Consider the following 11,592-nt stretch of genomic DNA (forward strand, 5'->3'; position numbering starts at 1 on the left):
CGACCCGCGGGTGCCGCACCCTCTGGTCCGAACCGTGAGCGCCGGCTCAGGTGAGGGTGTGGAGGGGCCAGCCGGTGTATGCCTCGGCGAGGAAGCGGCGGCCGGCTTCGGACTCGACGACGGATTGGAGCTCTCCGAGCTGGCGGAGGCGGTCGAAGTCCCTTGCATCGGGGGCGACGTGAAGCATGCTGGTCATCCACCAGGAGAAGTGCTGGGCCTTCCAGATGCGGTGCAGCGCCGTCTCGGGGAAGGCCTCGACGAGGCGGCTGTCCCTCTCGAGCAGAAGCGCGCGCAGCGCGCGCTCGAGAACGAGGACGTCGGCTACGGCAAGGTTCATGCCTTTCGCGCCGGTGGGCGGCACGGTATGGGCGGCGTCGCCGATGAGTGCGAGGCGGCCGCGAAGCAGTTCGAGGGCGACGAAGCTCCGGAATCGCAGCACGTCGCGTTGGAAGACGGGGCCTTCCTTGAGCGTCGTCCCCGGCACCCGCTTCTGCAGTTCTTCCCACAGTTGCTCCTCGGTGAGGGTGCTGGGGTCGGTGCGGGGATCGCATTGGAAGTACATGCGCTGCACGGTGGTGCTTCGCTGGCTGATGAGCGCGAAGCCATCGGGGGAGTTGCTGTAGATGAGCTCGTCGGCGCTGGGCGGCGCCTCGCAGAGGATGCCGAACCAGGCGAACGGGTACTCGCGGAAGTGCCCGCCTGTGTGGGAACCGGTTACGGCCTCCCGCACGACACTGCGTGACCCGTCGGCGCCGACGACGAACTCGGCCTCGATCTCGAGAGGCGATCCGTCTGCGCCGGTGGCGATGACGCGTGGGCGGTCGGACGCGGGGTCCTCGATACGATGCGCCGTCACGCCGAAGCGCAGGTCTTGGCCACTGGAGAGCCGCGCGGCGATGAGATCCTTCAGGACTTCGTGCTGCGGGTACAGCCACACACCGCGGCCGACGAGGTCGGCGAAGTCGATGCGGTGTCCGCTGCCGGCGAAGCGGAGCTCGATGCCGTCGTGGCGGTCTCCCAGGGTGCGGGCGCGGCTGAACGCGCCGAGCGTGTCGAGCACCTCGACGGTGCCCTGTTCGAGGATGCCTGCCCGGATCGTGGTCTCGATCTCTTCACGGGAACGCTGATCGATGACGACTGACTCGAGGCCGGACGCCGCGAGCAGATGCGACAGCAGCAGTCCGGCGGGTCCAGCGCCGACGATGGCGACGCGGGTGCGGATGGTGGACATTGGGGCGTCTCCTTCGACGTGACAACGGATGCCTCGCTCAGTGTGAACCCGGTTCAGACGGTCGAACGCCGCATTCCCGTTGAACGGGAGACGCCGACTATCGGGGGGACCGCAGCGTGGCCTCGATGCCGGTCACGGCTTCTCGCAGAGCGATGATCGCCGCCGTGTGCGGCGCTTGTCGTGGTAGCACCACGGAAAGCGCGGCGACGACTTCACCTGCGTCGCGGATCGGCACGGCCACGCCGGTCGAGACGGATTCGATCGAACCTTGCGCGATCGCCACGCCATCGCGACGCACGCCAGCGAGGAGACGGCGTAGACGTCCGGGATCGGTCACCGTCTCGGGTGCGAGAGCGCGCAACGGCTGGGCGAGCACGCGTTCGCGGAGATCGGCGGGAGCGTGCGCGAGCAGGACGAGGCCCGACGAGGAGGCGTGCAGCGGTAGCCGCCCAGCGATCCGTGTGATGTTCGCACCGGCGTCGGGGTGCGAAAGGCGTTCGAGGAACAGTGCTTCGTCCTGTTCGAGAACGGCGAGTTGGGTGTGCTGGCGGATGTGCGTCTGCACGCGCTCCATATAGGGGAGCGCCGCCTGGCGCAGACGTAGCGCGGTCGACCCGCGGAGGGCCAGTTCCCACAAGCGCATTCCCAGGTGGACGCGGCGGTCCTCGTCGCGTCCGAGCAGTCCGGCGTCGACCAGCTCGTCCACGATCCGGTGCGCGGTGGACGACGGCAGCGCCGCTCGGCGCCCGATCTGACTGGCCGACTGCACCGAACGATCAGCTGTGAACGTCTCGAGGACGCGCACGATGCGGTCGATCATCGAGTCGCTGGAGGGCGAGTTCGCCATGCGCTCAGGATGACACGGCTCGCGTCGACGGTGTTGCGGCGATGGTTGGTCCCCTGCCTGACGCGACGGCGGTAGCCTCGGCTCATGGTTTCTGTTCCGGATGCTGCAACGGCTTGGGAGCCCCTCACGCCTCATGCTGTCGCTGAGCTCCTTCGGGTCGGTAGCGCCCGCTGGTGGCTGTCGGGCGGGGTGGCCCTGGAGCACTGGCTGGGCCGGACGATCCGCGAACGGCCGAACACGGACGTGAGCACCACCCAAGGCGGGCTGCCGCAGCTGGTCCGGGCGTTGCCTGCCGGTTTCACCGCCTGGGCGCCTGCGGGGGAGGACGCCGTCATCCCCTGGGCCGACGCGCCCGACGATGCCGATGTGCAGCCGGTGCGGATTCAGGACGAGCGCTCCGGCGCCTGGGTGCTTCAGGTGAACGTCGAGGATGGGACGGAACATGCCTGGCTGTACCGGCGAGACCCGCGGCTGCAGTTGCCGTGGGATCGCGCCGTGCTCGAGGTCGACGGCATTCCGACCGGTGCGCCCGAGGTGCAGCTGGTCTGGAAGGCGTTGCGGCCGCGGCCGGAGGATGACCTCGACAAGGACGTGGTGCTGCCGCAGCTCTCGGACGAGGCCCGGTCGTGGTTCGAACGGGCGATCCTCTCCGTCCACCCGCACTCGAACTGGTCGATCCACGTGCGCAGCCCTTTCGCGCCCGCGAAGGCAAGCTGGAACCGCAAGAACGGCTAGGTCGGCCGGTGGTCGTCGGCGGCCACCGCATCCAGCACCACCGATCGGAACCACGTCTGCGCGGGAGACATGCTCAGTTCGCGTCGCGTGTAGAGCGCGACCGGGGTGCTCTGGCCCGGCCACGGCAGCTCGGCGATGCGCAGACCGGGGAACCATCCGCAGAACACCTCGGCCACGTGTCGCGGCAGCAGCACGACGAGATCGGTCGCCTCGAGCACCGCGGGCACGGTGGCGTACTCCTCGACCGTCAGCGTCACCTGCGGCATGAGTCCCTGTTCGATCATCGCCTGGAGCGGGTACACGTGGCCGCCGCGGGAGGACACCCGCACGAAGCGGCGCCCGACGAACATGTCCGCGGCGGTCGGAGGCAGCGGATGGGCACGCGAGGACAGCGCCACGTACTCCACGTCGCGCACCGGTGTGCGCCACAGCCGCGGCGAGTCCAGCAACGACACCGTGATCGCCAGGTCGATGGTGCCCCGGACGAGCCCGTCTTCCACCTGATCCGCGTCCAGCCGCCGCACCTGCAGGTGAAGGTCCGGCGCCTCCTTCGCGAGCACCGGCATGATCGGCGGCAGGAAGGTCTGCTCGCCGATCGAGGTCAGCGCGAGCGAGAGCTCCCCGCCGAAGCTCGCGGGATCGAAGGCGTCGGGCGCGCTCACCACGGCATCGATGCGCGACAGTGCCTCGTGCAGCGGTCCGAACAGCTGCCGGGCACGCGGGGTCGGCACCATCTCGTTCCCCTGGCGGCGGAACAGGTCGTCGCCGAACCGCTGCCGCAACCTCCTCAGCGTGTAGCTGACCGTCGGCTGCGTGACGTGCAATCGCTCGGCGGCGGCGGTCAGACTGCGCAGCTCGTACAGCACGACGAAAGTGCGCAACTGGTTGAGATCGGTGAGCGACATCGCATTGATCCCATCTATACGGTTCGGCTCCTACATCTATTGGACCATACCCATAGAGCGAACTAGAGTCAGGGTGACAGCACCGGCACCGCTGCCGACGTGGCACGCACCACCCGGCACCGACCCGATCACAGTGACGAGGACGCACGTTGATCATCGACATCCATGGCCACTACACCACGGCCCCCGCGCAGCTGGGAGCGTGGCGCGATCTGCAGATCGCGTATGCGGAAGGCGCGGGCGAGGCGCCCGACCCGGCCGCGCTGCGGATCAGCGATGACGACATCCGCGAGACCATCGAGGCGAACCAGTTGCGGCTGATGGACGACCGCGGCAGCGATGTCACGGTGTTCAGTCCCCGTGCATCGTTCATGGCCCACCACCTCGGCGACCTCGCCGTCAGCGAGACCTGGGCGCGCATCTGCAACGACCTCGTCGCGCGGGTGTCGCAGCTGTTCCCCGACCGTTTCCTCCCGGGCGCGATGCTCCCGCAGTCGCCGGGCGTCGACCCGAAGACGACCCTCGCCGAACTCGACCGGGCGGTGAACGATCTGGGCGTCGTGACCGTCAACATCAACCCCGACCCGTCCGGCGGACTGTGGACCGCCCCGCTGCTGACGGACAAGAGCTGGTATCCGCTCTACGAGAAGCTCGTCGAGTACGAGCTGCCCGCGATGATCCACGTGAGCACCTCGTGCAAGCCGCAGTTCCACACCACCGGCGACCACTACCTGGGTGCCGACACGACGGCATTCATGCAGCTGCTCAAGGGCGACCTGTTCCGCGACTTCCCCGACCTGAAGCTCGTCATCCCGCACGGCGGCGGCGCGGTGCCCTATCACTGGGGACGCTTCCGCGGCCTGGCGATGGCGCTCGGCAAGCCCGAGCTGGAGGAGCACCTCCTGGGCAACGTGTACTTCGACACGTGCGTGTACCACCAGCCGGGCATCGACCTGCTCACCGGGGTCATCCCGACCGAGAACATCCTCTTCGCGAGCGAGATGATCGGCGCCGTCCGCGACGTCGACCCGCGCACGGGCCACTACTTCGACGACACGAAGCGATACGTGGATGCGACCGGGAACCTCACCGACGAACGACGCGGACAGGTCTTCGAAGGCAACGCCCGCCGCGTGTACCCGCGCCTGGACCACGCCCTGCGAGCCCGCGGCCTGTGACCTCACCCTGGAGAACCCGATGACTCAGCGACTGAACGACCTCGGCATCGTCCGCACGCGCATCGAGCGGCCCGACTCCGCCGACGTCGCGCGGCTCTCGCGGTTCGGGGTCGCCACGATCCACGAGGCGATGGGCCGGGTCGGCCTGCTGCGGCCGTACATCCGCCCGGCGTACAGCGGGGCGACGCTGTGCGGCCCGGCCGTCACGGTGCTCCTGCAGCCCGGCGACAACTGGATGTTCCACGTCGCCGCCGAGCAGGTGCAGGAGGGCGACGTCATCGTCGCCGGCTGCACCACGGAGAGCGAGGACGGCTTCTTCGGCGAGCTGCTCGCCACCTCCCTCACCGCCCGGGGCTGCAAGGGCCTGGTCATCGACGGGGGCGTCCGCGACGTCGCCGACCTCGAGAAGATGGGCTTCCCGGTCTTCTCCCGCGCCATCAGCGCGAAGGGCACCGTCAAGGCGACGCTGGGCTCGGTCAACATCCCCGTGGTCGTGGCGAACGCCGTGGTGAACCCCGGCGACGTGGTGGTCGCGGATGTCGACGGCGTCGTGGTCGTCCCCCGCGAGCTCGTCGGCGCCGTCGCCGACGCCTCGCAGAAGCGCGAGGACAACGAGGAGGCCAAGCGCCAGAAGTTCCGCGAGGGCGTGCTCGGTCTCGACATCTACGGCATGCGGGAGCCGCTGGCGGCCGCGGGCCTCGAGTACGTGGAGGATTGACGATGGCTCACGCACAGGCGATCGCGCACGGCGACACCAGCGGCGGCTTCGAGAAGACGCCCGGTTGGCTGGACTGGTACGACGGCCCGACGACCCCGACGTTCCGGCTCCCCGCCGGCGCTGTCGACGCGCACTGCCACGTGTTCGGCCCCGGCGCGGAGTTCCCCTACGCCCCCGAGCGCAAGTACACGCCGTGCGACGCGTCGGCCGCGCAGCTGTTCGCGCTGCGCGACCAGCTCGGCTTCGACCGGAACGTCATCGTGCAGGCGACCTGCCACGGCGCCGACAACCGGGCGCTCGTCGACGCGCTGCGCCGCAGCAAGGGGCGTGCCCGCGGGGTCGCGACGGTTCGTCGCGACGTGACCGACGAGGAGCTCGCCGAGCTGCACGAGGCCGGTGTGCGCGGCGTGCGGTTCAACTTCGTCAAACGCCTCGTCGACCGGGTGCCGACCGACTCGCTCGACGCGATCGTGGAGAAGATCGCCCCCCTCGGGTGGCATGTCGTCATCTACTTCGAGGCCGAGGACCTTCCCGACCTCTACGACTTCTTCTCGGCGATCCCGACGGACGTCGTGGTCGACCACATGGGGCGTCCGGATGTGACGAAGGACCCGGAGGGTCCGGAGTTCGAGCTGTTCCTGCGCTTCATGCGCGAGAACCCCAACGTGTGGACGAAGGTGTCGTGCCCCGAGCGGCTCAGCGCCACCGGTCCGCGCGCGCTGAATGGCGAGCAGCACGCCTATACGGATGTCGTGCCGTTCGCCCGTCGCGTGGTCGAGGAGTTCCCCGATCGCGTGCTGTGGGGCACCGACTGGCCCCACCCCAACCTCAAGGACCACATGCCTGACGACGGGCTGCTGGTCGACTACATCCCACAGATCGCGACGACCCCCGAACTGCAGCAGAGGCTGCTCGTCGACAACCCGTCGCGGCTGTACTGGCCCGAAGGAGAATGACCATGGCACTCGACAAGCCGTACAAGGACATCCCCGGCACGACCATCTTCGATGCCGAGCAGGCCCGCAAGGGCTACCACCTCAACCAGTTCTCGATGTCTCTCATGAAGCCCGAGAACCGCGAGCGCTACCTCGCCGACCGCGAGGCGTACCTCGACGAATGGCCCCTCACCCCGGTGCAGCGTCAGGCGGTGCTCGATCTCGACCTGAACACCTGCATCGCCGAGGGCGGCAACATCTACTTCCTGAGCAAGATCGGCGCCACGCACGGTCTGAGCTTCCAGCAGATGGCCGGCTCGATGACCGGGATGTCGGAGGCGGCGTACCGCGACATGATGGTCGGAGGTGGCCGACGTCCCGAGGGCGTGCGCCTGAAGGATCTCGACGGGTGGACCCCGCCCTCGAACGAGAAGTCCGAGGTGATGCGCCCGGACGCCCCCGCGAAGTTCACGTCGGCGCTGTTCACGTCGCACGTGCCGGCGATCGGCGCCGCGATGGACCTGGGCAAGACCGAGGAGCCGTACTGGAAGAAGGTCTTCGACGGGTACCAGTGGACCCGGAAGTGGGCCAAGGAGAACACGCCCGACGTCATCATCCTGGTGTACAACGACCACGCCACGGCGTTCGACTCGAACATCATCCCGACCTTCGTCCTGGGCACGGGCGCGCACTATCCCGTCGCCGACGAGGGTTACGGCCCGCGCCCGGTGCCCGACGTGAAGGGGTATCCCGAGCTCGCCGCGCACATCGCCCAGTCGGTCATCCAGGACGATTTCGACCTCACCCTCGTCAACGAGATGGTCGTCGACCACGGCCTGACCGTGCCGCTGTCGCTGGTGTTCGGCGACGTCGAGGAGTGGCCGTGCCGGGTCATCCCGCTTCCGGTGAACGTCGTGCAGTACCCGGTTCCGTCCGGGCGTCGGTGCTACGAGTTGGGCAAGGCGATCCGTCGCGCGCTGGACAAGTGGGACGGTCCCGAGCTCAACGTGCAGATCTGGGGCACCGGGGGGATGAGCCACCAGCTGCAGGGCCCGCGCGCGGGACTGATCAACGAGGAGTGGGACAACGCGTTCCTCGACCACCTGATCGCCGACCCGCTGGGCCTCACCGAATGGTCGCACATGGAGTACGTCGACGAGGCCGGATCCGAGGGCATCGAGCTGGTGGACTGGCTCATCGCCCGTGGGGCGATGGACGACCAGTTCGGCGGCGGGGCGCCCGAGGTGAACCACCGGTTCTACCACGTCCCGGCGTCCAACACCGCCGTCGGCCACCTGGTCGTCACCAACCCCGTCGCGCCGCGGCCCGTCGAGTCCGAGAGTGTGAGCCTCCCCCTGGAGGAAGTCCACGCATGAGTGACAAGGTTCGCGTCGCCGTCGTCGGCGCCGCCGGCGCCTTCGGCATGAAGCACCTCGACGGCCTCGCGAACATCCCCGACGCCGAGGTGACCGTCGTCAGCGGCACCAGGCCCGAGCCCACGGAGTCGGTGGCCGAGAAGTACGGCGTGCCGAATGCCGTGCTCGGTCTCGACGCCGTGCTCGAGCGAGACGACGTCGACGCGGTGATCCTCGCGACGCCGACGCAGCAGCACGCGGATCAGACGCAGGCGGTGCTCGCCGCGGGCAAGCACGTGCAGGTCGAGATCCCGCTCGCCGATTCGCTGGCGGATGCCGAGGCCACCCTGGCCGCGGCATCCGCCTCCGACCGGGTCGCCATGGTCGGGCACACGCGGCGGTTCAACCCGTCGCATCAGCTGGTGCACAACCGGATCGCGGCCGGCGAGTTCGCGGTGCAGCAGATGGACGTGCAGACGTACTTCTTCCGCCGCACGAACACGAACGCGAAAGGCGAGGCGCGGTCGTGGACCGACCATCTGCTGTGGCACCATGCGGCACACACGGTCGACCTGTTCGCCTACCAGGCGGGTCGGATCGTGCAGGCCAACGCCATCCAGGGCCCGATCCACCCCGACCTCGGCATCGCGATGGACATGTCGATCCAGCTCAAGAGCGAGACCGGCGCGATCTGCACGCTGTCGCTGTCGTTCAACAACAACGGACCGTTCGGCACGTTCTTCCGCTACATCGGCGACACCGAGACCTACATCGCGCGCTACGACGACCTCTACAACGGTCGTGACGAGCAGATCGACGTCTCGCAGGTCGCCGTCAGCCTCAACGGCATCGAGCTGCAGGACCGGGAGTTCGTCGGCGCGATCCGCGAGGGCCGCGAGCCGAACTCGTCGATCCGCCAGGTCATCGACTGCTACCGCGTGCTCGGCGCGCTCGAGGAGCAGCTCGCGTGAGGCTTCCCCGCATGGGGCTCGGGTGCATGTCCCTCAGCCATGCCTACGGCACCCCTCCGTCTCTCGAGGACGGAGTGGCGCTCGTGCGTTCCGCGCTCGACGACGGCGTCCAGCTGCTCGACACCGCCACGCTGTACGGCGGCGGCCGCAACGAGGAGCTCGTCGGGCGCGCGATCGCGGGGCGTCGGGACGAGGTCGTGCTGGCCAGCAAGGGCGGCATGGCGCTCGTCGACGGCGTGAAGGTCATCGACGGGCGCCCCGAGACGCTGCGCGCACAGGTCGACGCCTCGCTGCGGCGGCTCGGCGTCGAACACATCGATCTCTACTACCTGCACCGGTGGGACAAGAAGGTGCCGATCGCCGAGAGCGTCGGGGCGCTGGCCGAGATGGTGGCGGCGGGAAAGATCGGCGCCATCGGGCTGTCGGAGGTGTCGGTGGACCGTCTCCGGGAGGCGCTCGCGGCGGCGCCCATCGCCGCGGTGCAGAACGAGTACTCGCTCTGGAGTCGCAATCCCGAGCTCGGCATCCTCGACGCCACCCGTGACGCCGGGGTGGCGCTGGTCGCGTTCTCACCGGTCGGACGCGGGTACCTCGCCGACTCCATCACCGACCCGGAGCAGTTGCCGCCGAAGGACATCCGCCGCGCGATGCCGCGCTTCCAGCCGGAGCACTGGGCCGCCAACGCCGCGTTGCTGCCCGCGTGGCGAGCCCTCGCCGCCGAGGCCGGCCGCACGCCGGCACAGCTGGCCTTGGCGTGGCTGCTCTCCCGCGGCGATCACGTCGTGCCGATCCCCGGGAGCACGGATGCGCACCACGTGCGCGAGAACCAGCGCTCTCTCGGCACGGTCGTCGATCCCGCGGTGCTCGTGCGCGCGGGCGAGCTGATCGACACCGCCACGGTGTCGGGGCCGCGCTACAACGCCACCGGGACGAGCGAGGTCGACGCCGAGTCGTTCGAGGCGGCCGTGTGAGAGCCATCTCCTCCATGGCGACGCGTCAGGTCCTCGCCGACCTGGCCACGGCGGCAGCGGACAGGGGGTTGCCCCTCGTCGAGATCGAGTCCGTCGGCGGAGTGGACGCCGCCCAGCGCGTGGCCGGGGGTGAGCAGCTCGATCTGGTGTTCCTCGCCGCCGACGCTCTGGACCGGCTCTCCGGAGACGGCCACGTGGACGCGGCGACGGTCACACCGCTCATGCTCTCGCGCGTCGCGGTCGCGGTTCCCTCGGGCACGCCCTCGCCCGCCGCCCGCCCCGACACGGCGGCGTTCGCGGACGCCCGCGGGGTCCGCGAGGCCCTGCGCGCCGCCGCTCGCATCGGCTACTCCACCGGCCCGAGCGGCACGGCGCTCGTCCGCACGATCGACGACTGGGGCCTCACCGGCCAGGTGGGCGATCGTCTCGTGCAGGCGCGACCCGGCATCCCGGTCGCCCGGCTGCTCGCCGACGGCCAGGTCGACCTCGGCTTCCAGCAGCTCAGCGAGCTCGTCGGTCAACCCGGGGTGCGCATCCTCGGTGTCCTGCCTTCGGACTGCGCCATCGAGACCGTGTTCTCGGGCGCCGTCGCGACCACCTCATCCGACCCGCGACGAGCCCGCGACGTCCTGGCGTTCTTCGCGTCCGATTCGACGGCATCCATCAAGACAGAGCACGCCTTCAGCCCGCCTGCACGACGGGACTGACCGGGATTCGGCGCCGCTTCGCCCGGTGTGCCGGATGGCTCACGCGGCCGTCAGGCGTCCGGCGTCTGCTCGGGGCCGAACCGGGCGGTGAACTCGTCGACGTCGAGAACGTTGCGTCCGAGCCGGCCGGACACCTGGTTGTAGGTGCCGGTGATCTCGAGGTCGCGGGCGCTGCGGAGCGTGCCGACGTAGCGGGGCTGCCAGCCGGTCTGCGCCAGCAGCGGGCGGACCTGCGCGGATGTCTCCGCCGAGTCGGCCAGGTACGGCAGGACCGCCTTCGGGCTCGCCTCGGCGATCGCGGAGCTCGCGACCGCGGCGGTGGCGAGGTTCGAGAACGCCTTCACGTGTCCCACGTTCGCCGGAAGGAGCGACGCCAGGTACTGCCCCGCAGACCCTTCCACGGGTCGCCGCAGCTGCACGCCCGTGGGCGTGACGTCCAGCGGGTTGGCGACGTCGATCAGGATCTTGCCGTCCAGGAGGTCCCCGAGTGCAGAGACCACCGCCTGCTGCGGGGCGCCCCAGAGGGTGGTGAGGGCAAGGAACGGGGATGCCTGGGCGGCTTCCTCCAGGGATGTCGCTATGTCGATGCGGGCATTCCGCGCGATCGGTCGGAGTCGCCGGGCGGCGGCCTCAGCCTTCGCCGGCTTGTAGTGGAACAGGCTGATGTTCACGCCGTGGGAGGCGAACAGGCCTGCGATCGCTGTGCCGTGCCGACCGGGGCCGATCAGCGTCAGCGTCGGCGTCTGCGTCGTGGACATCTGGTCACGCCTCCTGGGGCAGGTGCGGGTTGTCGGAGAGGTCCACGACGGTCTTGCCGACGGCGTGGTGCGTGTCGAGGATCCGATGGATCTCGACGATCTCGCTGAGCGGGAGACTCGTGACCGGCATACGTACCGACACCAGCCACCCCGAGACCGCCAGCCAGAGGCACGCACACCGCACCCAACCGGAGGGCCGCGCAGCGGCCCGACCCCGCGCGCAGCGCCCGGCCTGCCGGGCGCCCGTCCCTGCGAGCGCAGCGAGCGGGGCACTCGGGAAG

The 11,592-nt window shown here is 69.6% G+C and carries 13 protein-coding genes; 8 read left to right on the forward strand and 5 right to left on the reverse strand.

The window, feature by feature from the left end; genetic code table 11:
- Nucleotides 1-46: 46 nt before the first annotated feature.
- Nucleotides 47-1,231: a 4-hydroxybenzoate 3-monooxygenase gene (locus AB1285_RS22370; protein ID WP_005052183.1), complete on the reverse strand. Its 1,185-nt coding sequence runs from the start codon at nt 1,229-1,231 to the stop codon at nt 47-49.
- 97 nt (nt 1,232-1,328) lie between these two features.
- On the reverse strand, nt 1,329-2,078 hold the full coding sequence (locus tag AB1285_RS22375; protein WP_005052180.1) for an IclR family transcriptional regulator: 750 nt from the start codon (nt 2,076-2,078) through the stop codon (nt 1,329-1,331).
- Nucleotides 2,079-2,162: 84 nt separating this feature from the next.
- Here AB1285_RS22375 and AB1285_RS22380 point away from each other — a divergent pair, with 84 nt between their 5' ends.
- Nucleotides 2,163-2,813, forward strand: a complete 651-nt coding sequence (locus tag AB1285_RS22380; protein WP_005052177.1) for a hypothetical protein — start codon at nt 2,163-2,165, stop codon at nt 2,811-2,813.
- On the opposite strand, the gene AB1285_RS22385 is transcribed toward AB1285_RS22380, so the two are convergent.
- On the reverse strand, nt 2,810-3,718 hold the full coding sequence (locus AB1285_RS22385; protein ID WP_005052175.1) for a LysR family transcriptional regulator: 909 nt from the start codon (nt 3,716-3,718) through the stop codon (nt 2,810-2,812). The two genes, AB1285_RS22380 and AB1285_RS22385, sit on opposite strands and share 4 nt — an antisense overlap.
- 149 nt (nt 3,719-3,867) lie before the next feature.
- On the opposite strand from AB1285_RS22385, the gene AB1285_RS22390 reads away from it, so the two are divergent.
- From AB1285_RS22390 to AB1285_RS22420, 7 genes are read left to right on the forward strand one after another with little or no spacing between them, the layout of a single operon-like run.
- On the forward strand, nt 3,868-4,896 hold the full coding sequence (locus AB1285_RS22390; protein ID WP_370428830.1) for an amidohydrolase family protein: 1,029 nt from the start codon (nt 3,868-3,870) through the stop codon (nt 4,894-4,896).
- Between the two features lie 19 nt (nt 4,897-4,915).
- On the forward strand, nt 4,916-5,614 hold the full coding sequence (gene ligK / locus AB1285_RS22395) for a 4-carboxy-4-hydroxy-2-oxoadipate aldolase/oxaloacetate decarboxylase (RefSeq protein ID WP_005052171.1): 699 nt from the start codon (nt 4,916-4,918) through the stop codon (nt 5,612-5,614).
- A 2-nt stretch (nt 5,615-5,616) separates the two neighbouring features.
- A complete protein-coding gene (locus AB1285_RS22400; RefSeq protein WP_005052167.1) occupies nt 5,617-6,570 on the forward strand; it encodes an amidohydrolase family protein in 954 nt (317 codons plus the stop codon).
- A gap of 2 nt (nt 6,571-6,572) precedes the next feature.
- On the forward strand, nt 6,573-7,925 hold the full coding sequence (locus AB1285_RS22405; protein ID WP_005052165.1) for a protocatechuate 4,5-dioxygenase subunit alpha/beta: 1,353 nt from the start codon (nt 6,573-6,575) through the stop codon (nt 7,923-7,925).
- The gene (locus AB1285_RS22410; protein ID WP_005052163.1) at nt 7,922-8,875 is read left to right on the forward strand and encodes a Gfo/Idh/MocA family oxidoreductase; all 954 of its coding nucleotides are present in this window, start codon (nt 7,922-7,924) and stop codon (nt 8,873-8,875) included. Before AB1285_RS22405 ends, AB1285_RS22410 begins: the two co-directional genes overlap by 4 nt.
- Nucleotides 8,872-9,846, forward strand: a complete 975-nt coding sequence (locus AB1285_RS22415) for an aldo/keto reductase (protein ID WP_005052159.1) — start codon at nt 8,872-8,874, stop codon at nt 9,844-9,846. The genes AB1285_RS22410 and AB1285_RS22415 overlap by 4 nt, the downstream gene beginning before the upstream one ends.
- Complete coding sequence (locus AB1285_RS22420) at nt 9,843-10,553, forward strand: substrate-binding domain-containing protein (protein WP_005052156.1); 711 nt, start codon at nt 9,843-9,845, stop codon at nt 10,551-10,553. The genes AB1285_RS22415 and AB1285_RS22420 overlap by 4 nt, the downstream gene beginning before the upstream one ends.
- Nucleotides 10,554-10,603: 50 nt before the next feature.
- On the opposite strand, the gene AB1285_RS22425 is transcribed toward AB1285_RS22420, so the two are convergent.
- Nucleotides 10,604-11,311, reverse strand: a complete 708-nt coding sequence (locus tag AB1285_RS22425; RefSeq protein WP_005052154.1) for an NADPH-dependent F420 reductase — start codon at nt 11,309-11,311, stop codon at nt 10,604-10,606.
- Nucleotides 11,312-11,315: 4 nt separating this feature from the next.
- The coding region (locus AB1285_RS22430; RefSeq protein ID WP_251448512.1) for a hypothetical protein at nt 11,316-11,592 on the reverse strand (277 nt) is incomplete at its 5' end.

The organism is Microbacterium sp. NRRL B-14842 (assembly GCF_050470785.1).